The 25,569-nt window shown below is 63.9% G+C and carries 24 protein-coding genes and 1 pseudogene; 9 read left to right on the top strand and 16 right to left on the bottom strand.

Annotated elements, in window-relative coordinates; genetic code table 11:
* Positions 1–39: 39 nt before the first annotated feature.
* The 5 genes from WFL22_RS09415 to WFL22_RS09395 all read right to left on the bottom strand — a co-directional run bounded on the left by WFL22_RS09415 (position 40) and on the right by WFL22_RS09395 (position 3,401).
* Positions 40–420 carry a rhodanese-like domain-containing protein gene (locus WFL22_RS09415; RefSeq protein WP_336992494.1) on the bottom strand — a complete coding sequence of 127 codons (381 nt, stop codon included), beginning with the start codon at positions 418–420 and terminating at the stop codon, positions 40–42.
* A gap of 11 nt (positions 421–431) precedes the next feature.
* Positions 432–1,028, bottom strand: coding sequence for a DUF4395 domain-containing protein (locus WFL22_RS09410; RefSeq protein WP_336992492.1), 597 nt, complete (start codon positions 1,026–1,028; stop codon positions 432–434).
* A 169-nt stretch (positions 1,029–1,197) separates the two neighbouring features.
* The gene (locus WFL22_RS09405) at positions 1,198–2,628 is read right to left on the bottom strand and encodes an MBL fold metallo-hydrolase (protein ID WP_336992490.1); all 1,431 of its coding nucleotides are present in this window, start codon (positions 2,626–2,628) and stop codon (positions 1,198–1,200) included.
* A gap of 164 nt (positions 2,629–2,792) precedes the next feature.
* The gene (gene trxA / locus WFL22_RS09400; RefSeq protein ID WP_336992488.1) at positions 2,793–3,194 is read right to left on the bottom strand and encodes a thioredoxin; all 402 of its coding nucleotides are present in this window, start codon (positions 3,192–3,194) and stop codon (positions 2,793–2,795) included.
* A 21-nt stretch (positions 3,195–3,215) separates the two neighbouring features.
* Positions 3,216–3,401, bottom strand: coding sequence for a hypothetical protein (locus WFL22_RS09395; protein ID WP_336652107.1), 186 nt, complete (start codon positions 3,399–3,401; stop codon positions 3,216–3,218).
* Positions 3,402–5,028: 1,627 nt separating this feature from the next.
* Between WFL22_RS09395 and WFL22_RS09390 the strand changes: the two genes are divergently transcribed.
* Positions 5,029–6,072 carry a tyrosine-type recombinase/integrase gene (locus WFL22_RS09390; RefSeq protein WP_336992486.1) on the top strand — a complete coding sequence of 348 codons (1,044 nt, stop codon included), beginning with the start codon at positions 5,029–5,031 and terminating at the stop codon, positions 6,070–6,072.
* 111 nt (positions 6,073–6,183) lie between these two features.
* Positions 6,184–6,549, top strand: coding sequence for a hypothetical protein (locus WFL22_RS09385; RefSeq protein ID WP_336992484.1), 366 nt, complete (start codon positions 6,184–6,186; stop codon positions 6,547–6,549).
* A 39-nt stretch (positions 6,550–6,588) separates the two neighbouring features.
* On the opposite strand, the gene WFL22_RS09380 is transcribed toward WFL22_RS09385, so the two are convergent.
* Positions 6,589–7,266, bottom strand: a complete 678-nt coding sequence (locus tag WFL22_RS09380; protein WP_336992482.1) for a DUF2290 domain-containing protein — start codon at positions 7,264–7,266, stop codon at positions 6,589–6,591.
* On the bottom strand, positions 7,259–9,424 hold the full coding sequence (locus WFL22_RS09375) for a DEAD/DEAH box helicase (protein ID WP_336992481.1): 2,166 nt from the start codon (positions 9,422–9,424) through the stop codon (positions 7,259–7,261). The genes WFL22_RS09380 and WFL22_RS09375 overlap by 8 nt, the downstream gene beginning before the upstream one ends.
* Before the next feature lie 79 nt (positions 9,425–9,503).
* Here WFL22_RS09375 and WFL22_RS09370 point away from each other — a divergent pair, with 79 nt between their 5' ends.
* The gene (locus WFL22_RS09370) at positions 9,504–9,959 is read left to right on the top strand and encodes a very short patch repair endonuclease (RefSeq protein ID WP_336992479.1); all 456 of its coding nucleotides are present in this window, start codon (positions 9,504–9,506) and stop codon (positions 9,957–9,959) included.
* Positions 9,960–10,041: 82 nt separating this feature from the next.
* On the opposite strand, the gene WFL22_RS09365 is transcribed toward WFL22_RS09370, so the two are convergent.
* Together WFL22_RS09365 and WFL22_RS09360 are read right to left on the bottom strand one after the other, a co-directional pair.
* Entirely contained in the window at positions 10,042–10,869 is an 828-nt protein-coding gene (locus WFL22_RS09365; RefSeq protein ID WP_336992477.1) for an endonuclease, read from the bottom strand.
* A 2-nt stretch (positions 10,870–10,871) separates the two neighbouring features.
* The gene (locus WFL22_RS09360; protein WP_336992475.1) at positions 10,872–12,176 is read right to left on the bottom strand and encodes a DNA cytosine methyltransferase; all 1,305 of its coding nucleotides are present in this window, start codon (positions 12,174–12,176) and stop codon (positions 10,872–10,874) included.
* Positions 12,177–12,613: 437 nt separating this feature from the next.
* Here WFL22_RS09360 and WFL22_RS09355 point away from each other — a divergent pair, with 437 nt between their 5' ends.
* Complete coding sequence (locus WFL22_RS09355; protein ID WP_336992473.1) at positions 12,614–13,048, top strand: hypothetical protein; 435 nt, start codon at positions 12,614–12,616, stop codon at positions 13,046–13,048.
* A 172-nt stretch (positions 13,049–13,220) separates the two neighbouring features.
* On the opposite strand, the gene WFL22_RS09350 is transcribed toward WFL22_RS09355, so the two are convergent.
* The 4 genes from WFL22_RS09350 to WFL22_RS09335 all read right to left on the bottom strand — a co-directional run bounded on the left by WFL22_RS09350 (position 13,221) and on the right by WFL22_RS09335 (position 16,506).
* Entirely contained in the window at positions 13,221–13,613 is a 393-nt protein-coding gene (locus tag WFL22_RS09350) for a helix-turn-helix domain-containing protein (RefSeq protein ID WP_336992471.1), read from the bottom strand.
* A 440-nt stretch (positions 13,614–14,053) separates the two neighbouring features.
* Positions 14,054–14,257, bottom strand: a complete 204-nt coding sequence (locus tag WFL22_RS09345) for a hypothetical protein (RefSeq protein ID WP_336992469.1) — start codon at positions 14,255–14,257, stop codon at positions 14,054–14,056.
* A 49-nt stretch (positions 14,258–14,306) separates the two neighbouring features.
* On the bottom strand, positions 14,307–15,578 hold the full coding sequence (locus WFL22_RS09340; RefSeq protein WP_336992467.1) for a tyrosine-type recombinase/integrase: 1,272 nt from the start codon (positions 15,576–15,578) through the stop codon (positions 14,307–14,309).
* 121 nt (positions 15,579–15,699) lie between these two features.
* Positions 15,700–16,506 (bottom strand): hypothetical protein, encoded by an 807-nt coding sequence (locus tag WFL22_RS09335; protein ID WP_336992465.1) that lies wholly within the window; start codon positions 16,504–16,506, stop codon positions 15,700–15,702.
* A 175-nt stretch (positions 16,507–16,681) separates the two neighbouring features.
* On the opposite strand from WFL22_RS09335, the gene WFL22_RS09330 reads away from it, so the two are divergent.
* Positions 16,682–17,548 (top strand): hypothetical protein, encoded by an 867-nt coding sequence (locus tag WFL22_RS09330; protein WP_336992464.1) that lies wholly within the window; start codon positions 16,682–16,684, stop codon positions 17,546–17,548.
* Between the two features lie 112 nt (positions 17,549–17,660).
* Here WFL22_RS09330 and WFL22_RS09325 read toward each other — a convergent pair whose 3' ends face one another.
* Complete coding sequence (locus WFL22_RS09325) at positions 17,661–18,050, bottom strand: hypothetical protein (protein ID WP_336992462.1); 390 nt, start codon at positions 18,048–18,050, stop codon at positions 17,661–17,663.
* 242 nt (positions 18,051–18,292) lie between these two features.
* Here WFL22_RS09325 and WFL22_RS09320 point away from each other — a divergent pair, with 242 nt between their 5' ends.
* Positions 18,293–18,787 carry a hypothetical protein gene (locus tag WFL22_RS09320; RefSeq protein ID WP_336992460.1) on the top strand — a complete coding sequence of 165 codons (495 nt, stop codon included), beginning with the start codon at positions 18,293–18,295 and terminating at the stop codon, positions 18,785–18,787.
* Between the two features lie 5 nt (positions 18,788–18,792).
* Here the strand turns inward: WFL22_RS09320 and mobF are convergent, their stop codons facing one another.
* Positions 18,793–22,341 (bottom strand): MobF family relaxase, encoded by a 3,549-nt coding sequence (mobF, locus tag WFL22_RS09315; RefSeq protein WP_442918975.1) that lies wholly within the window; start codon positions 22,339–22,341, stop codon positions 18,793–18,795.
* Between the two features lie 140 nt (positions 22,342–22,481).
* On the bottom strand, positions 22,482–23,348 hold the full coding sequence (locus WFL22_RS09310; protein ID WP_336992456.1) for a hypothetical protein: 867 nt from the start codon (positions 23,346–23,348) through the stop codon (positions 22,482–22,484).
* Positions 23,349–23,620: 272 nt separating this feature from the next.
* Here WFL22_RS09310 and WFL22_RS09305 point away from each other — a divergent pair.
* The 3 genes and pseudogenes from WFL22_RS09305 to WFL22_RS09295 all read left to right on the top strand — a co-directional run.
* Positions 23,621–23,956: pseudogene (locus tag WFL22_RS09305) on the top strand (DNA cytosine methyltransferase); the annotation flags it as partial.
* 91 nt (positions 23,957–24,047) lie between these two features.
* The gene (locus tag WFL22_RS09300) at positions 24,048–24,476 is read left to right on the top strand and encodes a hypothetical protein (RefSeq protein ID WP_336993006.1); all 429 of its coding nucleotides are present in this window, start codon (positions 24,048–24,050) and stop codon (positions 24,474–24,476) included.
* A gap of 255 nt (positions 24,477–24,731) precedes the next feature.
* The gene (locus tag WFL22_RS09295) at positions 24,732–25,535 is read left to right on the top strand and encodes a MerR family transcriptional regulator (protein WP_336992454.1); all 804 of its coding nucleotides are present in this window, start codon (positions 24,732–24,734) and stop codon (positions 25,533–25,535) included.
* Positions 25,536–25,569: the final 34 nt, after the last annotated feature.

The following is a 25,569-nucleotide window of genomic DNA, read 5'->3' as shown; positions in this document are numbered from 1 at the left end:
CCCGTCGGATTCTGGGTGGAGACCGCGGGTCCACGATGACTACCGCACGATGCTGACTCCTGTGGCATCCGCAGCTCGCTCAAGAGAACCCAGGTTGGTGAGGCTGGTGAATCCGGCCTGCTCCATGAGCGTGAGCGCTTGGCCTGCACGGTTCCCGGATCGGCAATAAATGAGGTAGGCCGCGTTGGGGTCGAGATCTGGGATGGCTTCCGCGACTTCACCAGCATTCAAGTCAAGCAGTTTCGCTCCTTCGAGGTGCCCTGTCGCGTACTCCGCGGGAGTGCGCACATCGAGAATAACGGCATTCTCTGGGATCTCGGGGGCACCCGCAGGGGCGAGTGCACTGGAGCAGGCTGCGAGGCCGAGGGCGAGCGCGCCAGCGGCTACCGGAAGAGCGATTTTGGTGAGCGTTCGAAGCATTGTGGGTCCTGTCAATCTACGGAAGGGGTGATCTGTGAGCGAGTAGGGGGTTCGGGCACGGGCACAGTGGCGTCAGGCATCTCGCAGGTGCCGCCTGCGCAGTACTGCGGTGGGGTGCGCGAGAAGAGGGACTGAAGTCGGCATCCTACGCAGATGCCGAACGCTGTTTCCAAGAAGAGGAAGGTAAGACACACACCGCAGAGGATGAGCGTGACCCAGAGCGGCGCCTGGAGAATGCCGGTCGCGAGACAGGCCGCGAGCCCCATGCTGTAGCCAAGCCACCATGCGAACATCTTTTGGGATGCGCCGACCCATTCGGGCTGCTGCCGGGCGACAATCATGCGTGCGAGGGCGAGGGAGGGCGCGAATCTGTCGCCGGCGAGGACGCGGATCAGCATGTCGAGCACGAACACTGCACCGAAGGGCTTCAACGGGTCGGCGCTTCCCGTGTGAACGGCATTGAGATAGAGCACGATACCGGGGAGGAAAAGGAGGCCTGCTGCGGCTCTTGCCTCACGTTCGTTGATCACCGGAACGGTGTAGCCCGGGATAATCCGGCCGATGCGCGGCCGAGCGGCTGCGGATGCGCGGTGAGTTGTGCGGTTCACGCGAAGCCTTTCATGAGGTTCGGGGCTTCCTGAGTGAGGACGAATGCACCCATGGCGAGCAGAGGAGCCCCAGCACGAAACCGACAAGCACCGCAAGCAGCGGGGCAATGATGAGCGTCAGTTCCATGCGGGGCCCCGAGCGGGGAAATACGGTCACCCGTGAGACCGCTCAGACTGTGGCCAGTGCGCCGATCTCGGGCACGTTGCCTGCTGCCTTCCAGGCCGCGTAGCTGCCATCGAGCTCGGCGACATCGTAGCCAGCGCGGCGCAGCGCGCTGGCCGCAACGCTATTCCGCACTCCGCTCTGGCAGTACGTGACGATCGTGCCGGCTCCAGGGTCGGGGAGCAGGTCGAGGTTCCACATCACGCGCCCACCTGAGAGCTGCCGCGCACCGGGCAGGTGGCCCTCCGCAAACTCGGTCTTGTTGCGCACGTCGAGCAGCAAGACCCGCTCGACACTGTCGAGTTCCTCCGGTTGCACAAGCCTCGGAGTCACCAGATCGAGACCGCTGAGCGAGGTGACGTACCCACGCACCGTGTCGATGCCGACGCGAACCAGGTGATCCCGCATCGCCTCGGCCTCATCAAGGTCGGCGGCGAGAAGCACCAGGGGACGCTGCTCGACCAAGGGGTCAACCACCCAAGCTCCGTAGCTGGCAGCTTTGTCGACACCGGGGATGTTGAGCGAACGCTCGACAGTGCCGCGGTGCACGTCACTGTTGTGTCGGGTATCGACCAGGATGACCGTATCGGCGGCAAGTTCCGCTGACAGTTGCTCGGCTGTGTATTCGACGAGCTCGGGCTGCTCACCGATCACAGCGGGCCCGACCTTGTTCTCCATTTTCATCCGCCCGAAGTAGGCGTGCGCATCGGGCTGCCCGCTGAGGAGCTCATCGATGAAGCCTTGTTCATCATCGTTCTTCAGGTACCGACTCCACCAGGAGAAATTGCGTTCGTAGCCGACAGTCGTTGAGGGGATCGCGCCGAGCGCTTTGCCGCAGGCGCTGCCCGAGCCGTGCGCCGGGAGCACCTGCACGTAGTCGGGCAGCGTGAGGAAGCGGTCGCGCAGGCTCGTGAAGAGATCCTTCGCGCCTTGAAAGCGGGTGTCGATGAAGCCCGCGGCTTCGTCGAGGAGGTCGGGACGGCCAAGATCACCCACGAACACGAAGTCTCCGGTGAGCATGAATCCCGGTTCGTCTGTCTGCGCGCCGTCCGTGATGAGGAAGGACATATGCTCGGGAGTGTGGCCAGGCGTGTGCACCGCCTCAAGGACGATGTTGCCGAGCCTGATCCGGTGGCCGTGCTTCATCCGCACTGCACTGTCGAAGTCGGAGCCGTAGGTCCAGTCCGGGCCGCCCTCGTCGGAGATGTACATCCGCGCGCCGGTCCTCGCGGCGAGCTCGCGGGTGCCCGAAAGGTAGTCGGCGTGGATGTGTGTCTCGGTGACAGCGACAATGCTCATGGCGTGCTTCGCAGCGAGCTCAAGGTATACGTCGAGGTCGCGGCGCGGGTCGACGACGATTGCCTCGCCCCTCGCCTGGCAGCCGATGAAGTAGCTCGCCTGCGCAAGATCCTCGTCGTAAATGCGTTCCAACAGCATGATCAGATCCTTCGATGTCGTAAACGGAGCAGCTTCACTGGCAGCTGCAGCGGTCGGCTTCGGGAACCCCTGCGAGGGCTTCGTCGATGTGCTGGCCGCAACCGGCCCAGGTGGGCTTTCCGCAAATCGAGCAGGTGATTCGAGCGCACATAGTGGGGTCCTCTCTAACGATGTGCCTGTGGATGGGTGGGTGCTGAAGATGCGGGCTGAGCGTTGCGTTCGGTGAGCTGCCTGCGGATGTCCTCCATATCGAGATCGCGAGCGCCTTCGATGAGCTGATCGAGCTGCGGGGCGCGGAGGGCGCCTGGTTGCGCGTAGACCATGATCCCGTCACGGAACACCATCAGCGTCGGAATCGACGTGATGCGGAACTCTGCGGCGAGCTGCTGCTCGGCCTCGGTATCGACTTTTGCGAACACGATGTCCGGATGCTGCGCCGAGGCCTGCTCGAATACGGGAGCGAACGCCCGGCATGGTCCACACCACGCCGCCCAGAAGTCAACAAACACGATGCCCGAGGCAACTGTTTCAGCGAAGTCGGCCCGAGTCAGGTTCTTCGTCGTCATGGCTCTGTTCCTGTTCGTCGTTCAGCGACCGAAGAGCCGGGAGAAGAACCCTCCCCGCTCGGCCTTCGCCGCGTCGATCTGGGCCTGCGAGTGCTTGCCGCCGCACCACTCCGACGCCGGCACGCTCGCTTTCACCATGGCCACGTGCTGACCACAGCCCGCCCAGGTCGTCTTTCCGCAGGTGCGGCACTTCGTCGCTCGACACATACTGTGCTCCTCATCTTTCGCGTAAGTCCCAATACCCTGGGGAGTATTTTCAACTATCGTCACTATACCCCCTGGGGTATCCAGCTTGTCAAGTTCTTCTCCTGCGACGAGGGCTCAGCTTGCCAACAGACACCCCCAACACCCGCGTCGACACTGGAGCCCCGAACGGGCGCACCCAGGAAACTGACGGCTGACTCTCCCCGCGAGAGCAACCTCGCGAAGAACAAGAAACAGCAGCAGATACGCAGCGCGGTAAGCACCCGACCTCGGGGCTTCATCGAACTGCCCACGTGAAGTCGCAACCCGCGAAGGCTAGCCGGACAGCCTCCTCGAACGACTCATCGACAAGGCCGCGCACAGGATCCTGACAGTGCGGGCGGCCCCATTCCGCAGCGAGCCCGCCTGGCGCTGGCCACTCAGCCCCACATCGCGGCCACGGGCACCACACACAATGTGCTCGCACTCGAGAAATTCAAGCCCCGCACCGGCAGGTGCGTGCTGACCACCAGACCTCAGGAAGCACGGTCGCCTGAAGTCGGGGTTTCCGCGAAGGGTACGCCGCGCGGAGCCACCACCTGAAGCGCCCCAAGACCCCACGGGAAGCTGTGCGCAATGGCGGCCCCGGACTGCGCGCAGCCCCCAAAGATCACTCCCCCGAGGCTCGCGCACAACGCCGCCTCGCGCACCTGCAACGCAACACCTACAAGGCCTGCCACCACCAGATCAGAAACGGTTTCAGAGAGAATGCCAATGGACCGACCAGCAAGCTCGGCGGAGCACGCACCATGGAAGATGCTGAACATGAGCAAACGCCCTCACTGACGCCCGCACCAGGCCGAACCAGCATTTAGATGAGCCCTCTACGGCACCGGCCTCGACGCTTCGGAACGCGTCTGGCCCCGCGCTGGCCGGGCCAGACACAGTTAGACAATCCCGGCCGCATCCGCATGATCTGCTGCATTGAGCTTCTGATGCCCCGTTTGCAAGGGGCTTGCAGCACACTTGATCCAGACGAGACACCTTGTGCCCACTAGGACTGTCCCAAATCCGCCAGAAGCCCCGATGAAACATGCATTTCATCAGAGCTTCACTGTCGGGCTGACAGGATTTGAACCTGCGACCCCTTGACCCCCAGGTAAGAAGCTGGCCGATTTACCGCACTTGACCGGGGTTATTCCTTTTCTCCCGTTGCACAGCGCGTCATGGATTTCATGCGTTGCAAGGCGTTGACCACTAGATTGGCCCACTAGCTTCGCGGCCTCAGGTACTGCAAGAACGAAGTTTGTGGTGAGTTTATGGCAGCTAGCTATGGTCGCCTTGGGCTCCTGTCGCCTACCCGTGCAGGCAGGCGGCTGAGCACCCGAACCTCTGATCGACAGCGGGCGCCCACTTCCAAGACATAGTTATGTCCGCACCTTGTCGGGAGTTCTTATAGCTTCGAGAAAAAGAAGAGAGGACAGTAACCGTGCCAAGACCTCCTATCCCTGCGGGTGAAATCGGCAAGATCCAAATCGTGCAGATTGCAGATGGAGGTTATAGGGCGAGAGCGCGCGCTCGCGACAATGCCGGAGCAATTCGCCAGGCTCGGGCGACCGGGCGAACAGCCGATGAAGCACGTGCCCGTCTCATGAGGAGCCTGGCACGATACGGAGTTGCTGGAACAACGGGCCTTTCTCCCGCGAGCACCGTCGAGGAAGCCTGCAACGCATGGCTCAAGAGCATCCGCATTCGCGCCGCTACGGGCAGCTTGTCCCATTCGACGTTTGAGTCCTACGAATCCACGGTTCGCTTGACGATCGTTCCACGATGCGGCGGGGTTGCGTTGGATGCGTTGACAGCAGGGCGCTGTGACAGGATCATTCAGTTAATCCTCCTCGAGCAGTCGTTGTCGTCTGCACGACGAGCGCGTTCGGTTCTAGGGCTTGTATGCGGCTATGCGGTCCGCGACGAAGCTCTTCCTCGCAACCCCGTACGCGACGTGCAGCGGCTTCCCCGCCCCGCGAAGAAGACCTTTGTCCTCTCTCCTGAGCAGATCATCGCGATACGCGACTTGATGGAGCACTGGCGCGAGTCGGGAGGCATGGGACCACGACCGAATTTCCGCGCATTGGCCGACGGCATGGACATAATGCTGGGAACTTCGGCCAGAATCGGCGAATGCCTCGCACTGAGGCGTTGCGACGTGGATCTAACCTCGGCTCCTCCAACCATTTCCATAAACGGGACCATCGTGCAGAACAGCGCCCAGGGGATCTTCCGAAAGGACTCGCCAAAGCACTCGCGGCAACGCCGCCGCATTGCGCTTCCTGCCATGGCTGCATCCGCTCTTCGCCGCCGCCTTGCGCTCGCGCCGAGTGGCGAGAACGCGTTGCTATTCCAAACGAGCACTGGCCGGCCGATGAGCGTCAGCAATTACGAGCGACTGCTTCGATCCTTCATCGACGATAACCGCGAATCCCTTACGCATATCGGCGTCGACGTCGAGAAATACTCGACACACGCCTACCGGCGAACGGTAGCGACGCAAGTCGAACGCCGGGCGGGCATTACTCTCGCATCGCGTTTGCTTGGACATGCGAGCGAACAGACCACACGCAGCAGCTACGTCGTATCGTGCGAAAATGTCGACGCATCGACGGCAGATATCATGGACCAAATCCTTGGCACGTAGTCTGTTCGATGCATAGGGCAGTGATTGCCGCTGCGGCACAAGGATCATTGGTGGAATGGGCCGAGAAGGTAGCGTCCTAGCCGAGCCTGTTCAAGCTACAAGGAGCCCGAAATGCGCAGTGTCGAGAGCTTCGAGTACCTCGACCGTAGCCTCGCGGAGCCAGGCGAGTATGTAATCACCACCGCAAACGGAAGTGTCTATCGCGTGGTCGTTGGACCCGGTGGGTCGAGCGATCTCCTACGGAGGCGAGAGCAGGCTCCCAGAGATCCTGAGTACGGCATGGAATCGAAAGAGCTCTACGGCGACGGTCAGGCGATCCCGCTCCTTGATTGGCGCGCATTCCGAGACATTCGAGGCGCCGTTTTCATGTTCTACGCGGAAGGAGCCCGCCAGGTAGAGTGCGTCGAAGACTACCTCGGCACTGTCCGACACACCTCTGCCGTAGTCGCTATCGAGCGCGTCGATCCCGGCTCATGATCGGAGGGCAGCATGGGAACCGCACGAGGTGCTGGTTGTTCAGGAGAGCATTGGAAACATCATATGGACGTGCGCTCGTTCGACGTCGGTGATCGAGTCGATTAGGCCATCGACGTACGAGGGGAAGTCGACTGGCTTCGACGCCGGGGTCGAGTAGAAATTCCGCACGATAAAGGATACGAAGTCGGTAGGAGCCAATGGTCGCACTACCGGAAGGCGACAGTGTTGGTACTGCCCCAGCGTCAAATGTGAGACCGGGTGCGTGACTTCGACCGCAACGCCTTCTCTTGCATCGAAGTCGAAGCGGATCGGGACGGGAACGACTTGATAGCCCACGATGTCCACGAAATGAAGCTCGTGGAAGTACAGCTCCGGGTCGTTCTGAAAAGGTTCGAGGCTGGGAGACGGCAAGTAGGAAAGGCGGTGCCGGATCAGTGCCTCTCCCGCCCCTTCGTAAGAGAATTGAAGCATTGCGCCGTCGAGGAGCAGCGCACCGTAGGTATTGTTCTCGCGTAGCGAGGCATACACGTTGGCGTAGGGGCGCTTCTTCAATGCCATAGCGAGGTCAGGGCCGTCCGTGGATACCGCCCACCGGCCATCGGCCAGTTTCCTCTCAGAGGGGAAGTTCTGGGAATCCGCTAGGCCTACCTCGACTAGTTTCCCGATGAGCTCGTCGAGCTCGCGCTTGATCGAGTTCGCAAGCGTTGACTTAGCCATTCTCTTCCCGGTCGAGGAGGTCCTTCAACTCGTCGAGGAGATCCTTCGGCAGATCCTCGCGATACAGCTGGCCCGAGCGGACCCCGTCGATGAATTGCCGGAAGGCCGTTCCCGCCTCCACTATCTGCTCGTCTTCGACTTTCGATACCTCGCGATGGACGATACGCAGGAGGTCTCGTTGCTCATCAGTCGGATAGTCGAAGCTCAGCTGGAACTTCGCTTTCTTCACGGCTTCGAACTCTTCGGCGAGCGACTCCATCTCAGGACCCACTCCGCAAATGCGAACCCACGCTTTGCTTCGGGTGATCGCGGTGAATAGGCGGTTTCTCACAACTGCGAGGTTTCGTCGTTCGTCGTTCCCCTCATGCGCGTTGACGACATAGACCATGCCAGCCTCGTTGCCCTTGGCGCGGTTGATCCCGGTGAAGGTAATGGATTCATGTTCCGGAGCGAAGAAGATGTCGGCGGAGAGGTCGACTCCAGCCAGATGATTCGCGATGTTTCGGTCGATGAGTCCCTTTCGGAGCGGCCCCAAGTTCGAGCGCGCTGTGAACGGGTTGGGGTTGATGACCATGATGTCGTCGTGACGTAGCTCATCCTCGGTGAGGTTACGTTCGATTTCGCTGGCGACCCATTCATATTGTTCAGCCTGCGAGTCGAAGACCTTGAACTGAATCAGATCGTCTTGCGGTGAATGGGCTTCGAGGAACTGGGGGCTCGATTCAGGTGACCTTGCCAACGTGACTGGATGACCTGGCAGCAGATCGCCTCCGGCGACGTGATACCCGATATCTCGCCAGAGCTTGGGCTGATCGAACATCTGCACGAGTCCGATCTCATCTACGGATCGCGCTTTCCGTGCCGTGCCGAATCCGATGCCGTGAGCGGAGACGAGCACGGGACGGGAATTCCGATAGCACTTCTCGAGGACGATGTCGCGCCGCGCGCCGAGGTCATAGCTCGAGGGCTCGAACGATACGAGTGGCTCTCCGTCCGCGGTGAGGCCGAAGATCGCCCCTGGATCGGGAAGGCCTGCTCCGGTCAGGCTCTGCAACTCGTCGTAAGCGTAGACGAGTCGACGTTCTTCGCCGAGCATCAGATAGCACATGCGGAGGAACTCCGGCGGGAAGTCTTGCGCTTCGTCTACGAGGATGACGTCGTAGATTTTCTTGGAAGAGCTCGTCTCGTCAAGCGCCGCACGAACTATTTTCGTGAAGGCATCTCCCTTGCCGAACTCGTTCGCGGCTGCTTGGAAGTCGTAGTAGGTGGCGTCGTTGGCATCGCAGAATTGCTTGTATATGCCGGTCCGCTCTGGCCCCCCACGGCCGCCCCATGCATTGATGATGTGGATGCGGTCCCAGTCCGGTTCGACGCCGGACTGCTCCACGCAGAAGGTGGTGATCAACTGCCGGAACTGTTCTTTAAGTGCGCGAGTGTAGAAGGTCACGGCGATTCGCCAGTCGGGGTGGCGGCCGTGCAGGTAGGCAGCCTTGAGTGCAAGGATGATTGTCTTGCCGGAGCCGGCGAGTCCGCGTATCCGCTGCACTCCATCGATCGTCTCGATGACGGCGTGGTGTTGGCGGTTGTCCAGCGTCGCGATTGAGCTCTCGAGCTGTAAGAGCTTCGCCCCTCGGGAGTCCTCTTTAGCGACGACGCGGGTTTGTCGGGCTCGCCTGATCGATGAGATGGTCTGAGCCGAGGAGAGCAGATGCTGGAACAGTTCTTCGTCGAGCTCCTGATGCCCGAGAGCTTTTATCGCTTCCCTCATGTTCGATGCGTTCGCGGCGATCACTTCGTCTTCGAAGCGCGCGATGCTCGTCCCGGGGGCGAAGGTCACTACCTTGGGCTCGACCAGGAGCTTGCGGCGTTGGACTAGTGCACGATTCTGGAAAAGGCGCGCCTGAAAGAGACGGAACAGGTCTTCCTGTCGTCGTTCGAAGTTGCCTACTTCGGTTCCCTCGACGAGGTCGAAGAGGACTGGCCCGTACTCTTGTGAGAGCCAGAGCGCATCAGGCGTCGCATCATCCGCCTGGCCACCCAAGTTCGGAAAGCCAAGGATCAATTGTCCGTCCAGATCCGTCGCACCCGAAAAGAACCGAACCAGTTCATCCGTTGCGGCTGGCTTGGTAGTTGCGCCTCGAATGATTTCAACGGTCATGCTTGGGATGATACCGGCCTACTCGATACTTCATGGAGCTTCCAAGCCCTCCTCTATGCATCGCGTCTAGTCTGGGCGCATGGATAGCAGGCCTTCTCCTCGCGATGTGTCCGGCCAGCCAGAGGCGCCTATTTCTCTTCGGAGACGTATCATGCAGGCGAATCGACGCCGTGATACGAAGCCCGAGATTTCCCTGCGTTCTGCTCTCCACCGAGCCGGGCTCCGGTACCGGTGCGATCTTCGGATCGACTTGCCGGGTGGAAGGGTGCGCCCGGATATCGTGTTCACGCGACGGAAGGTCGCTGTGTTCGTCGATGGATGTTTCTGGCACCGTTGCCCCGAGCACGCCTCTCAGCCGAAGTCCAACACGGACTACTGGTCGCAGAAGTTCGCGCGCAACGTGGAACGCGATATCAGGAACACGGAACTTCTCGTCGACGCCGGATGGTCCGTCGTGCGCGTCTGGGAGCACGAAGAACTCTCAGATGCAGTCGAGCGAGTCCTGGCGGCCCTGAGTTCCTCGAAGGAAGCCTAGCGGCCTCAGCACCAAGCGGCAGTGTCCGCCCAGGATCTCGTGGTCTTCGCGCCGATTCCTCGGACCGGGATGCCGCCCCACATTAGATGTCGTCGGTTGCTGCGAGTCCGTATCCGGCGAGGTCGGCAGGCGAGATCTCCTTCGCGGGGACGAGCTTGTAGTGGGATTCGCGTCGCACGCGCACCTGGTCATCTTGGAGTGCGAGCTCGAAGAGGGCGATCCTGCCGTCGTCGGCGAACTGCGCCGAGATCGGACGGCAGATCATGTTCGGCCACTTCTCGGCGCATACGGCCATATCCTGCTCGGTCTGCGTGATGCCGATCTCGTCGGATCCGCCCTTGGCCTGCACGGGGAGGATGAACTGCCTCCCGTTCCGGTCTACGGCGACGTAGACCTCGTCGACCTCGACCTGGCCGACGCCCTTCGCTGTGGTACGGAGGTGGTTCTGCAACGAGTAGGAGGCCACGCCGAGGAAGATGTCAATGAGCCGGTTGTAGCGGACCAGGGCAAGCAGCGCCTGCTCGTCGCCGAGTGCGCTGGATGCGATGATCTCGGGAGTGGCGTCGGGGATCTTCGTGACGGTGAGCGCGAGGTTCGGCTTCACTCTGACCTGGGCGGGGATGAGGTCGAAGGCATACTTCGAGCGTCCGATGGAGCGGATGATCCATTCCTTGCCCTCCGGTGCTGCAGCCAGCATGGCCTCGGGGAAGCTGATGCGGTAGCGGATCGCGTAGACGACGTCCCCGAGGTTCTTCGGCAGGTCGATCCCGAGTGCTTCGGCTGCCTCCGGTAGCTCGTCCCGAGTCCATTCGACGCGGGTGGCGCCATCGACGTAGTGCTTGGCGAAGACCCATGCGGCGAGCTGCTGGTAGCGGTTCTGCTTCGCCGGTTCCAGTGGCTTCTCTCCCACGCCTAACCGACCTTCCTATCACGCTGCGGGATCACTCGCTCCTTGAGCCCGAAGTACTCGTGGGCCTGTCCCGAGGTCATGTAAAGCAGGTCCTCGGAGCCGAGCTTCACAGGCTTCCGGGTTCTCTGCGGTTCGACTCCGTCAGCTTCCAGCAACGCTGCGCCCACCGCTCGGCCCAGGAAAGCCGGTACGGAGTTGCCGATCTCCCGGAAGCCGTTCCACTTCGTGACGTGGAATCGGAACCAATCAGGATATCCGTGGAGCCTCGCGGCTTCCCGAACGGTGATGACGCGCGGGTGCGTCGGGTGGATCGGGCGGGGCGCCGTGTAGGCGCCCCGGTCGGAGGCGGTTCCCGCTCGCAGCGTGTTGCACAGTCCTTCTGGGTGAAGTCGGAGGAAGCGGCTCACCGGCTCGGTGCTGCCGGGCTCGGCCCCCTTGAAGCGGTCGATGGACTTCTTCGTGTGCACCGTGCGCGCGGAAGAGGTCAGTTCGTCGGCCAGGTGCGGGCGCGGGCGGGAGAAGTCGGTCGCATCCTTCTTCGTCCCGCGCAGTCTCGCTGCGTAGTCGCTGGGCTTGCCGTAGACGACCTTGTCGACGTTGTCGTCGTGGAGGAGCTCGTCGAAGTCGTCTGCGTCCGGCAGGTCGCCAATGGCGTCGAGCACGCTCGGGCCGAGCGGAAGGCCGCCCTTCCGCTGCGCGGGGACCGTGCCCTTGATGGTTCGCGGGAGGTGCGTCGCCTCCGGGTACGCTGGGAGCTCCACGTCGTTGCGCGCGCCCAGGAGGATGACGCGGCGTCGCGACTGCGGCGTCCCGTAGTCCGCCGCTTGGAGCACCTTGATGGGAGTGACGACGCGGTAGTCTCCGCTGGCCTCGACCATGTCGACGACTTCGTCGATGAGTTGGCGGTGGTCTCCGACCATCAGTCCGGCGACGTTCTCCATGAGGAAGTAGCGGGGCTTGAGTTCGAGGACGACGCGGATGAACTCCTTCAGCAGGGAGTTTCGGGGGTCGTCGATGGCCCGGCGCCCGATCATCGATATGCCCTGGCAGGGAGGGCCACCTGCGACGAGGTGGATCTCGCGGTCGCCGATCTCCGATTCTTCGCGGATCTGCTTCCCGGTGATCTTCGACACGTCCTTGCAGAACGTCTTCCCCTGGGGGAAGTTGAACTCGTGGACTGCCGCGTGGATGGGATCGTATTCGACCGCCGCTGCAATCTCATATCCGGCCTGCTCGAGCCCCAGGGAGAGTCCGCCGGCTCCGGCGAAGAGGTCTACTGCCAGCGGGCGGCGAACATCGATCGACATGGGAAGAGGATATCCTCGTCGATCGATGTTCGTCGAACTGACACGCGCAATGGGGGCGACCGCCGTGCACTATGGGGCGCCCCGGCTAGGCTCGGGCTATGGATCCTCGTCTTCATTCCACTCAGGAGCGCCGTGCCTTCCTGGGGTGCACCTACTGGGGGCGCTCGTTCGCCGATGACGAGGAAATCGAATCGCTGCGTGCCCTTGGCGACGTTGGGCTGTTCGAGGATGCGGAAGAGCGGCGGCGGACGAGAGGCCACGTCCCTTCGAAAGCGCTGCTAGACGACCCTCTCCCGACGACCTTGCCTACTGTCGCATGCTGCCGAAGGTGCAACAACGGCTTCTCTCGTGGAGAGCGGTACCTGGCTTGCCTATTGGAATGCGTGGTCTCCGGCGGAACCGACCCGACGCGGTTCGAGCGCGCGAAGGTAGCACGCATGTTCCAGGAGCCCGGTTCGGCGAGTCTCCGCGAGCGCATCTCCGAGGCGAGACGCGAGTCCGCTGACGGCCTCGCCTGGGAGATGGATCGAGAGCAGGTCCTCCCGGTCGTGGAGAAGCTAGCTCGGGGCCACGTCGCCTACGAGGAATATCCTCGGCTCGCAGGGCCGACCAGCATATCGATCCACCCGCTCGCCTGCATGAGCGAACTCGAACGGCGAGAGTTCGAGGACGGTGCCGGCTGCGGCCGCCTCTTCCCAGAGCTGGGAAGCCTTGCGCTCGCCCGGGTGAGCAAGGAGGCCTTCGAAGACTCCTGGGTGGAGGTGCAGACCGGCCGCTACCGCTATTCGTTCTCGGTCTTCGACACTCACCTCTCCGTTCGGATCGTAGTTCGCGAGTACCTCGCCTGCGAGGCGATCTGGGATTGCGCGTGACGGCCTGCCGGTCTCCACATAGGGCTTTGATCGGCATTCGGCTGTAATCGACGGCGTGCGTTAGGCCGCGGAGCGATCCTTGCGCGGCCGCGATGCCGAGCGCTCTTGACCGTGAATCGAACTGCAGCGCGGAAGCTGTTTCCGGTTCTTTCGATGCGTCTAGCGGCGGAGATCAGCCAGCGTAGTAGCCACGGTGGGTGTTCTGCTTGATGAAGTCCATCAGGGATTCGCGGGAGACGTACTTCCGGGACCCGATGCGGGTGTGCTCGAGTTCGCCCTTGTTCGTGAGCTCGTAGACGGCGGAGTACGGGATGCCGAGCGCTGCTCCCGCATCCTTCAGGGAGAGCAGCATGGGCCCGGTCTCCGACAGGAGATTCGGGCGGATCACTGTGGTCTGCTCGGCTTCCACGACTTCCACTTCAGAGGCGGTAGTCTTCCAGGCACCGAAGTAGCCGTAGGGACGATCGAACTCTTCCTGGACCTTCTGGGAGGCGTGTTCTTCGTCGGTGGCGCGTACCCAGCGCTCGGCGACCTGGACCCGGGTCACGACGACTTTGTACTTCATGTAGGTCTCCTGCTTGCTGACTTGCTTAACCGAGATCTTCCGAGGCTTCGCGGGCTTGGGCTTGCTGATCTTCCGCATCGCTCTTACTGTCGCCCCGGCCCGCGGATCTGGCTCCGCATACACCGTGATCTTCGAGCCTGAGCCGGGGTCATGCGCGCTGAGTTCGCGCTGCTTCGCCTGCTCCTGGCGCTTCCGCGCTTCCTCGTCTTCTGCGATTGCGGCGGGCCAGGCTTTTCCGCGTTCGGTGAGCCAGGCCCGCCACCTCTACCCGTGTCCAGACACTTGGACGAGGCCGCGGCTCTGAAGCGCCCGCGCGGAAATGCGATGGCTGTAGTTGTCTTCCGGATAGGCGCCTGCCGGGCATCCGTTCTTGATCCATTCGAGTACCGCGATCTGCGCGGGGTTCAGTATGATCGTGCTGCGCGGCCCGGCTTCGTTCATCAGCGCTTGTGCTCGAACGGGTCGACGACGCTGTGCACTCCGTGGCTGGGGCAAACGAATATGATGCGTATGCCGTTCCCGCCAGAGCCGCTCGGCTCGGGCACGCAATCACCGCCGCATTCCGGGCAGGTGCGGTAACCGCTGTCCGGGTTCCAGACGCGGATCTCGAGATCACCGGGGATCTCCACGCCGTCGTACTCCATATCTCGACCCTATGCGAAGACCCCTCTGCGGGAAACAGGAGCAGGAAACCTACTCGGGCTGCGCGGCCGGAGAACGGCCCGGGCGGGCGGGCCTGCCGAATCGCAGTTCAAGCATCGTTGCGGTGGACGGGTCTACGAGATCGTCTCGCACGACGTAGTGCTGCTGGGTGATCCTCGGATCCGTGTGGCCGAGGAGCCCGGCGGCGAGCTCGATGCCGCCTGCCTGGTAGATCGTCGTCGCGCCGGTTCGGCGGAAGCGGTGCGGGGTGACGCCTTGGAGGCCGGCCGCGTCCATGATGGCGCGGAGCTGACTGCGGACGTTGTTCGTGGTCAGCGGCCCGCCGGTGCGGTTGCAGAAGAGCAGCGCGTCGGGGTCGATCGAGAGCCGGTTCCTCATCCGTTCCCGGATCGCCCTGACAGCGAACTGCGGGAGCGCGATCGTCCGCACCGAGCGGGAGGTCTTCGGGTGGCTCTGCCGGTGCGTGGGCTCGCCCTTGCGGCTGATGATCGTGCCGCAGATCCGCACCGTGGGCTGTGCGCCACGGAGGTCGAGGTCGCGGATGCGGATCGCGAGGACCTCTCCGATCCGCGCCGAGGTGCCGAGCAGCGCCTCGACGATCTGGCCGAGCTGCCCGTCTGGCCTTGGCCCGGCCGTGATCGGGCGCTCCTCCCATTCGCGGATCGCGTCTCGGATCATCGAGACCTCGGGGTCCTCGAACGCATCGGGAGCCCTCGCCGGACGCCGCAAGCGAGATACGTGGTCGATGGGGTTCCTGGGAATGACCTCGTGCCGAACAGCGAGGCCGAGGGCAAGTCGCAGTACGACCCGCGCCTGCCGGGCGCGGTTGTAGCTTCGCGTGGCGAGTCGTTTGATGAAGTAGTCGCAGCGGGCGACGCCGATCTCTCGGAGCGCGAGCTCCTCGAAGGACGGGGCGACGAGGGTTCGCATGTTCCGCTCGTAGAGGAGCCGGGTGGTGAGCGAGAGGCGGTCTTCGATCTCCATGTCCTCGAGCCAGTATTCGACGAGTTGGGAGAAGCGGCTGTCGGCGCTGAGCCCGACGAAGCCTGGCTGGAAGAGAGAGCGCTCGGAGAGCTTTCTCTTGAGGGCGAGCTCGGCTGCCGCCGCGCTGGACCCGGTGGACTGGACCGCACGGAGCCTCCCATCCCAGTCTCGGTAGCGGGCACGAGCCTCGCATCTCCCCTTGCCCAGGTTCCGGTGGCTGATCTTCCCGAATGTGCCTATCGGCGTTCGGGGCCTAGCCAAGGCGCACCACCGAAAGGGCAACTCGGGAGGCTTGCTCGCAGCGAATGGGACATGCATGGTGTCGGCATGGATTCATCCTGCCAGCCTGCCAGTTGCCAAGTCGCGACGCGGGTGCGAAGCTAGCTAGCTCGGGCGTCCCTCCTGTTCGGAAGCGCGAGCGTGGCTCGTGCTCGCGCCGTCAAACGAGGGCAGTCGAGAACTTCAGCATCGAGATCGGAACCGGCGAATCCGCGGGGAGAGAGGGCAGGTCCACCGAGGGAAGGACGAGCTGCACGTCGGCGATCTCCTCCACGGGGCATTGGAGGAAGTCGGTGCAGTCCGCGTGGGGAAGTTCCTCCAAAAGCGACTGGTCTGCCAGCAACAAGCTGAACGGCGGGAAGTGAATCACCGCCGACAGCGTCGGCCTCGCAACCATCTCCCCTTCGCTCGAGAGCACCAGGGCGGTTCCTCCATGGCATCCTTCGACATGCGGGCGGGCGCTCTCCGGCGCGACTCCCATTAGGAACCGGAGGTCTTGCGGCAATGCGGTAGGCGTTCCTTCCCTCACCGCTCGGATGAGTTCAGGATGGGTGTCGATGAGGTTCGGCGCCAGCGCCGTCATTCCTGCGAGCGCGGCGCGGATGAACCTACCGGGCCTGACTTCCGGGAGCGTGCCCGCCACATGCTCGCGTTCGCCTTTCCACTCGGATACGCGCAGAGAGCGCGCAAATATCTTCGCCCACTCGATGTACTCGTCGTCCCAGGGCGATGTGCGGGCACGACATTCTTCGCAGTGCGCCGGGATCCGGAAACCGCCTGATCGAGGACGCCCATAGGCCAATGCGAGACCGTCTTCGAGCCCGCCGAAGGCCGCGTTGCCACGGTTGAGCGCGCCCATCGGCGGCATGTGCGCAACCGTCAGCTTCGCCCGCTCGCCGCAGAGCGTGCACTTCCCGCTCTTGGCGTGCAGTCGAGGGCTCGTCGGCATGAATCCTTGCTCGCCCATGGCTGCCGCCTCCCATCTGTCCTTGATATCCGAGTTTCGCATAGCGGGAGACCCCCTGTGGCGCTTCGGGAGCATTCGGCTCCATGTGCGAGGCAGCCGAGCATGCCGTCCGAGCGGGCCGACATGCTCCGCGAGTCGAGCGCGCGGCCAGCGGGCGTTTCGTTAGCCTGGGCTAGTGGCAAGCGAGAAGACCCAGGTCATCGAGTGGATATTCCTCGAGCGGAAGTACGATGCGACTACAGGCATGCTTGCCGACCACATCGTCACGATGGACGATATTGCCGACGGCATCAGGGCGACCGGCGCGAACCTCAAGCCGAGCGCGAACCGTGCGAATTTCTGGAAGGACCTGACCCGAGGCGGAGCGAAGAGCCTGAACAGGAACTGGCCGACCCAGGTCTTCGCACATGGCTTCACCGGAGACGACGCGATCGGGCTCCGTGCCGGAGCCGTCTTCATGTTCGTCCCCGTGCCGGACGGGCAATCGGCACCGTTCGTAGATGAGCTACCTTTCGACGGTCAGCTCCCGATCAGACAGTTGCAGTCCCTTTCGATGCCCCAGGCGATGAAGGTGCTTGGCCGATCCGGAGAGAACTGGCACTCTCAAGTCGCGGATCGGCTCAACGTGGTCTCATCGTTCTTCGCGCTCTGCTCTCCGCGCAATGTTCCGCCTCGCAGCGTGCACGAGGTGAATTTTCTGCAGACCGGCATCAAGATGAAGGGCAGCGAGACGGATGCCGCATTCAGCCTGCTCGCCGACGACGGCCAGTGGCTGGTCTCCGCAGAGGTGAAGGGCAGACGAGAGCAGCTCCACCTTCCTCAGATCGCTCGCGCAGCGCACACATTGCAAACCACTGTCGCGTCGGCGAAGTCATCGACGTTGGGAGCCATCGATGGCGTCATTCCCCTCGGCATCAAGGTCGTGGGAAGGTCGAGACTCTGGGCGGTCGAGTTCCAGCCCGTTGAGACTCCCGACTCGCGTCTCGCGAAAGTGGCGGAGGGAGTCTTCGAACTCGTGCCGCACGTCCCAGGCATCGACTAGCACGAACCGAATCCAGCCGACATATCCGCAGAGGCATCTTGACGACCTTCCGTCGACGGACGAGAGCGCTTCGCATACACCTCCTCGCACGCATAGTCGAAGGTTCCTTGACTCATTGGAAATCGGAGGGAGAGGTTAGTTTGGCGCTTTCTTCCACTTCCCGTGCAATCCGCTCTCGACGCCGCACGTTCCAGCGAGAGGCTGCTTCCTTCATGCAGGTCTTCGCGAGCAGCAGCAAGCTGATCGGGCCGAGTGCGAGGAAGGCGATTCCCATGACGAGACAGCACAGGAGCGGCACGCTGAACCAGAGGTTTCCGCCGCCCTCGAGGACGCGCTTGAAGATGTTTGCGAGGAGGAAGTAGGGCACCGAGACGAGCATCGCGGGTACGCCCCATTTCAGGCCATCGCGCCGGCAGATGCGGGAGATCAGTCGCGGACCGGGCGCGTAGCGGGCCAGGAGGTAGTAGGTGCGTGCAACTCCGGCGAAGATGAATCGAAGCATGGTGTTCCTCTCGTAGCGCATAGCCGTGAAGGCGGCGCTTTGAGAGTTGCCCGGAGGCCTGCCCGAAAGGGCTATCAAGAGTTATCGCAGGGGTCTGCCGCCCTGCCCTCTACTGTAGGTCGGGTTGCTCGGAACGGGAACCCCCATGCCGCGCGGCGTCCAAGCGAAAGCGGCGCATATACCGCCGCGAGGCGCCGTCGGGTCGATCAAGCACGTCAGGGGTTCGCATTAGGCTCGACGTCATGGAGTGGATAGCGACAGCGGTAGCCGTCATCGCGGCGCTGGTAGCGGGGTGGCAGGCATGGGAGGCGCGCCGTTCGCGGCTCGACGCGAAGGACTCTGCGGCGTCCGCTCAAGATCACGAGGCTCGGGCAGTCGCGGCGTCCGAACGTATTGCCTCAGCAATAGAGGAGCAACTTTCACAGCAACGTGCTGAGCGCGAGCGCTACAAAAATCCTTGGACCATGGTCGCCCAGCCGGTGTCCGCCGGCCGGGCGTGGAAGTTCCAGCTCGGCGGCGAGGAACCTGTAACAGGCGTCACGCTCAAGGTCGACGAGAAGTATGCCGCCCAGGAGTCTTTGAGACTTGCGATGCCAGAGACCGAAGACATGAGGCCCGGCCAGTTCTTCCGCGTCGATTGGTGGCAAAGCATGGCCTCGCCATCACAGATTACGGCTGAACTGCACTGGGTGCGACCGAACGGCGATAAGCGCGATTGCGTAGTCACGCTCGGATAGGCTCCTTATAGGAGTCGGGTGCCCCGGCTGGCGGAGGCGTTCCTCGCTACTGCGAGCCGAGGCCGTTGCGTCGTGAGCAGCTTCGCTCGCTGGGTTGCCTGCGCGGCTCGGGCTTGGTCGATCTTCTGCGCGACCCCATCAGGCTCCGGCCCGAGCGCGTCGGTGCTGGTGATCCTGTAGCGGTCACGATAGGCAGCGACCGTGCGGACATGCCGGTTCCAGGCGTCCTGCTTCCGCGGTTCATCAGGGCGAGTCCCGAGCGCCTGAATCCACGCAGCGCCATCGGCGACCGCCTGCGCGGCGAGGCTGGTCGCACGGTTCTCGATGAGTTGGTGCCGTTCCGCGAGCGCCTGCTTCATGCCGGGGTCGGTGATCCCGGCCGCGACAGGGATAAGTCCAGCGATGAGCCGCGGCGCCCGGCGGGTGCGCCCCGCGCTCGCAGGTTTGGCGGTGGCGTTTGTGACGCGCCAGTGGAGCACGGAGGCGATGTCGTCGGCGTCGTCGAAGCCGCGCGCGGCGACCAGGCGGGGCATGAGCTGGTCGACGTCGTGATGGTTCGCTTCGGCGCGGCGCAGTTCGGCGGCGAGTGCCCCGAACGCTTCCGATGAGAGTGCGGCCTCTGCTTGCGTGTCGGTGAGGCCGGAGGCGCGGATGAGAGTGGCCCAACGGTCGTGCTGGGCTTCGGTCGCGATCGTCTCGTACTCGGCCGCAAGCTGCAGGATCGACCCCCACCGTTCCTGCTCGGCCTGGATCGTCTCGTGCACGGAGAGTTCAGCCCCAGAATGGTGCAGCACCCCGTAGAGCACCCGGCGGGCTGCCTCTTCCATGTCTTCGACCTCGTGCGGATGCGCATGCGCATGATCTGGGGCATCGGTAGCGACGTAGGCAAGGTTCGCGTCCTTGCCGCGGGTCAACGCAACGTACAGGTTCTCGCGCGTCATGGAAGGGTCGACCAGCACATGCGAGGTATCGACCGTCACCCCTTGTGCCCGGTATGCGGTGACGGCGTAGCCGAGGTCGAGGTGCTGGGCGACGTACTCCGCGGGGAGCACGATCGACTCGCCACGGCCTGGGCCAGCGGGGCGCACGGTCACTGATCCATCGCGGCGCACTTTCGTGATCGTCCACCTGTTCCCGTTCTGTACCCACGAGAACCGGGTGCGCAGCTTCCTCTCGTTCTTCCGCGTGATCACCGTGTCGCCGACAGAGGCTTGGACTCCGCCGTTGAGCGTGACTTCGCCGCGGAGCGGGTTCACGACATCGGCGAGGATGAGCTCGGTGCGGGCGCGCAGATTCAGCGCCGCAACCGCGTCGCCGGAGTCCGAGACAAGGATCGACGCGATCCCGGCTTCACGGTCCGCCCTCCACGCCTCATAGGCTCTCGCGGTCATGTCGTCGGTGGTGCCGCCGATAATCCGGTCGGCATCCTCGTAGACTCCGATCACCTCGGGTTCCCCGAGGCGGAGCCGCAGCGATGCGGTCTTCTCCCATTCGTGCGTAAAGCGGTGGATCGTGGAAAGCTCCGGGGTGTCGTGACGGTCGCCGGCGAGGAGCCCGAACGCACCTGCCGCTGCCGGAGATTGGAGCTGCCCGTAGTCGCCGACGAGCAGAATCTTCGCACCCGCCTTCGCCGCAGCCCCGGTGATGCGGTCGAGTGCGAGGGTGCCGGCGAGGCTCGCCTCGTCCACGATCACAAGCTGACCGGCCCGGAAGGTTCGGCCGGTCATGATGTGCAGCGTCCACCAGCGTGCCGTGTTCTCGGTCTTGATCCCGAGATCTCCGGCGAGCACTTCCGCAGCGACCGCTGACGGGGCGAGTCCGACGACAGACCCGGCGCCGTGCTGCTGTTCCCAGGCGGTGCGGAGCGCGAGCATCGCGGTCGTCTTCCCGGTGCCAGCCGGGCCGACGAGGAGATCGAGCTGACGGCCTGAGACCGCGATCCTGGTAAGCGCGTCGGCCTGGTCAGGGCCGAGCATCCGCCCCTCCCGATCCGGCCGCCTGATGACTCGTTCGATCAGGGCGAGCGGAAGCTCGGGACCGGTCAAGGTGCGGGAGCGTTCGAGAAGCCGCTTCTCCGCATCGAGCAGCGCCTCGGACGAGTACAATGTGCCGTGGCGGGGACGGAACGCGCTCGACCCATCCGGACGCTGGAACCGGGCCGGCGTCGACGCGAGTTCCGGCGGAGTCAGCCGCAACGAGGCACGCTCGGCGGCATCGACGACCATTCCGGTGACGGCCTCCCGATCCCGTGTCGAAGCGAAACGGTACTCCATCGTCTGCCGTGCGGCCTCGGCGGTCAGGTTCCAGCGGTGCCAGGTCGACCGCTTCTCACCCACCGCCTCCATCACAGCGCGGCCGATCCTCTCGATCTCATCCAAAGGAAGGTCGTCGGCGCGCAGCACCCGTGCGGGTGCTGCCGGGATCGCCTCTCGCACCCATTCCGACGCCTCCCGCCCCAGCAGTGCTGTGGCCCGCTTGCGCCACTCGGTCGTGAGATCGGCGAGGGATCGCACCTGCTTCTCGGGCCTCGTGGACAAGGTGGCTTGAGCACGGAGCTTGATGATCGCCGCGGCCGAGGGCTGCCGCCCGTGCTTCTCGACGTATTCCGCGATGAGGCGGTCTTTCTCAGCGTCGATCTGGCGGGCGCGGGTGGAGAACTCGAGCACGAGCTCTTCCGGCACCGCCCTGATCGCCCAGGCCGGGTTGCGGTCACGGCCCCGATCCCGCGCCTCCCACTCCACGCCCAGCAGCCGAGTGAGATGGTCCGCGATGATCGCCTCGTGCAACTCGGAGAGCGCGACGGTCGCGGCGTGCATCGGTCGCCCGTCCAAGGACCGCCACCGCCCGTCGAGCGTGGTCTTCACCTTGTTCGACACGACGACATGCGTATGGAGGTGCGGGTCGGAGCTGCGAGAATCGTAGTGGTCGTATGCCGTCGCGGCGAGCCCGAAGGTATCGACCTGCGCGACCGCTCCACCGTCAGCGCCGGTCATGCCGACACGGGTGGCGGCGACTTCGCGTTCCATGAAGTCGAGCACTTCGGCGATCGCCGCGTGATGCGCCTCGGCGATGAGCGCTTGAGTACCAGCATCGGCGACCGCCCACAGCACCGACGCTGACTTCGGCAGCGAAAAGGTGTAGTCGTACCCGGCAACGGCCTTCCTGCTGCCGCGCCCTTGTTCCTCGGCTTTGATCTCGGCTATTGCTTCCGCGCGCGAGGCCGGGCCGAGGTTCGGGTCGAGGGCTTCGACGCGCTCGGCGATGCGCTCGGCCGGGGTCTTGTAGACGGGGAAGGCGCGGCCGAGCGGGTCGCCTGTCACGGGGTCGCAGCCCATCCCGATGAGGAGCTGGAGTTGCTGCTCCGATACGTCCTCGCCGGGAGTGATGCGACCTTCGCCGAGCTGGGTGAGGCCAGAGCCGAGCCAGCGGCCGGGAGGATTCCCGACCTCGGCATAGTAGCGAGTCAGCGGCGTCGAAAGACTCCGGTCGCCGTCGCCCGCAACGACGGAGCGCAGCAGGTACTTATAGCCGTCACCGGCGCTCATCACGCGCATCGAGACCGTCACATCAGATAGGTGCGATCACGATGCCTCTGTTCTATCAACCATCAGCGCGTGGTCGGCAGTCGGGTTACATGGCATCATGCAGGGATTGCAGTTCACCGATGTCCCGAGACATAACAAGGGATTGCAGTTCATGGCGCCGCAACCCGCGATGCAACCCCATGCAGCCGTGTGGCTCTCCCAGGGTTGCGCCAGGTGGCGAGTTCGTAGCCTTGCTCGTTGAGGAGGGTCACCGCGATATCAAGGAGTTCAGCGATGAAGAGCACTAGTTCGGCTAGCAGGTTCTCATCAGTCTCGTAGTGGGCACCGCCCTCATGCACGCCAGTAAGCTTCGATTCTTGCGCGAACCGGAGCGTTGAGATCAACTGTCCGTGAGCGTGTGCTGAGGTGATTGCCCAGAACCGGAATGTGCGAAGGGTGTTGCCGGAGACCCGGTGGGCGATCTTTCTCGTGATGGAGGAGGGATCAATCGCCCGCTCTTCAAGATAGGTGTCTGGGTCGAGTTCGATTGCCTGGGCAGTGGCGCGGATGATGCCTTCCAGAGCGGCGATGCCTTGTGCGGTCTTGTCGTCAGGGAACCTCGCCTTGCCGAGTTCCTTCACGAACCTCGATCCGTGGGAGTATTCGATCTTCGCGATATCCATTGCGCGTTTGATGCGCTGGGCCGGTTCCGTGCCGTCCAGAATCCAGATGGCCTCGACGAGCCCTTCGACCACCGGCCGGAACAGTGTGTAATCAGCTGCGAGATGCAGGAGGAGCCCCGTCTCGTCGTCCTGGCTGTCTGCGAGCTCTGCCCAAGCCGACAAATGGTCAGCAACGGAGCCGATCAGCCCGGACACGATCAAGTGAGGGATAACGACGTTGCCAGCGAGCTGTTGATCGGATTCGATTGCTGAACCGGCACGCACTCGGGGCACTCCTGCCTTGACGGTTGCTGCAAAGGCGCGAAACCCATCTACAGCGCCACCAAGCACGGCAACGGGATCTTGCGTCGTCATGCCACGAGCCTATCGGCGGCCATAGGTGACGAATCGGAGTTCGGCGTTTGAGGCGAGGGCTCGAACCTCATCTGCAAGACGCGTGGAAGCTCAGGAGCGAGGCGAACGTCGAGGTGGCCTGCGGTGCTCGGCGAGGCGGCCTGATTGGGCGGCGGCGGTGCGGCTTGCGTGTGCTGGGCAGGCGCTCGGGATGGGTGCTGGGCGCACCTGAGAGGTGACCATCCGGCAGCACTCCGCGTGCGGGCCGGGATCGCCGATCACCGGGAGCCCCAATGCGAGAAGACCCCGCCAAGCACGTCGGCCCCGTGCCGCTGCGCATCGGGTCGTTATTCTCGGGCTACGGCGGCCTCGACCTCGCCGTCGAGCACGTCTTCCGCGCGCAGACGATCTGGTTCTCCGAGATCAGCCCGGTACAGCACGTCTTCGCGCACCACTGGCCGGACGCCCCGAACCTCGGCGACATCACCTCCATCGACTGGGCTCAGGTGCCGCCGGTGGACATCCTCTGCGGCGGGTTCCCCTGCCAAGACGTCTCCACTGTCGGGAAGATGGCCGGCCTCGCACCCGGCACCCGCTCCGGCCTCTGGTCGCACCTGGCCGACGCGATCGACCGCCTGCGCCCCGAGTATGTCGTGATCGAGAACGTGCGCGGCCTCCTCTCCGCATCCGCCGTTCGTGCAACCCCCGAAGGAGCCTCTGATGCAACCCCCGACCCTGCAACCCTTCGCCACGTGGAACCCGACCTCTGGGGTCTGGGAGACGAGCCAGCTCGACCTCTCCGGGCGCTCGGCGCCGTACTCGGAGACCTGGCCGACCTCGGGTATGACGCGAGGTGGGTCGGCCTACCCGCTTCCGCTGTCGGTGCTCCGCATCCTCGGTTTCGCGTCTTCGTCCTCGCGCGCCGCACCGATCCTGTTCCGCACCCCGCTCGCCTCCGACGCCTCGCGCGGCGGGGAGAGCCTGGACCAGGTGCGGGCGCGTCGGGGAACGATCGCGCTCTCGCACCAGATCATCGACCTCGCTCTGAACGGCCCGAACGGCTTACGCGAATGGAAGCGCGAGTCGGAGACGCTGTGGTCGCTGATCGAGGGCATCTTCACCGCTGGGGACGATACGCCGTTGCAATAGCCCGATGGGAGCACATCACCGATAGGGAGGCTCCGAGTCCGGCGCTCGTTCACGAGTCCGGAGCACCAAGACCGGCCCCGGCGTTCCTCGAATGGCTCATGGGGCTTGAAGGTGGCTGGGTTACGGACCTGGCCTGCAATCTGACCGCGAACCAGCAGATGGCTGCACTTGGCAACGGCGTGCTCCCGCTCCAGGCAGCCGCGGCTCTCGGAGCCCTCCTGCGACAATGGGAGTAGTTCGACGGAAGGAGGCTCGATGTCCACGCTCACGTCTTCTGACGCGCTCACGGTGGGCGCGGTCTCTGATCTGGTCGGGATTAGCGTGCGCACCCTGCACCATTGGGATCAGGTCGGGCTGGTGCGCCCGTCATCGCGGACGAGCGCAGGCTATCGCAGCTATGCGGCCGAGGACGTGGCCCGCATCCATCGGGTCCTCGTGTACCGTGAGCTCGGGTTCAGCCTTACCGCGATCGCAGGCCTGTTGGACGATCCCGCGGTGGACGAGGTGCAGCATCTCCGTGAACAGCATCATCTTCTCGAATCGCAGATCGCCGAGTTGCAGCGCACGGCGGATGCCGTCGCCCAGGTACTCGCACGCAGAGTAGCCGGGGTCGTGCTCACCGCGCAGGAGCAGGCTGAGATCTTCGGGCGGGGCTGGCGTGAGGACTGGGCCGACGAAGCGCAGGAGCGCTGGGGTGAGTCCGAGCAGTGGCGGCAGTTCGAGGCGAACGCAGCCGGACTCTCCGCCGAGGAACGTTCCGCGGTGCAGCAGGCCGGCCAAGCCCTGTACGAGGAGATGGCCGACGCCAAAAGGTCCGGCATCCTGCCGTCCGCCCCGGAAGCGGTCGCGCTCGCCGAGCGGCACCGGGCGATGATCGGTACCCTCTTCGCCTGCACCCCGTCGATGCACGCGCTGCTCGGACGCATGTACGTCGAAGACACCCGCTTCCGCGAGGGCTTCGAAGCGACCGAGCCCGGCCTGGCCGTGTGGCTGCGGGACGCGATCTTCACGGCAGCCCGAGCGTACGGCGTCGACCCGGATGCCGCGGTCTGGGAGTAGCCCGGCCAGCGCGGATTTGACCCTCACGCTGCGT

Source organism: Leucobacter sp. VD1, assembly GCF_037150695.1.
Classification (GTDB): Bacteria; Actinomycetota; Actinomycetes; order Actinomycetales; family Microbacteriaceae; genus Leucobacter.
The sequence above is the reverse complement of the archived record's forward strand: the minus strand, read 5'-3'. Positions and strand labels throughout refer to the sequence as shown.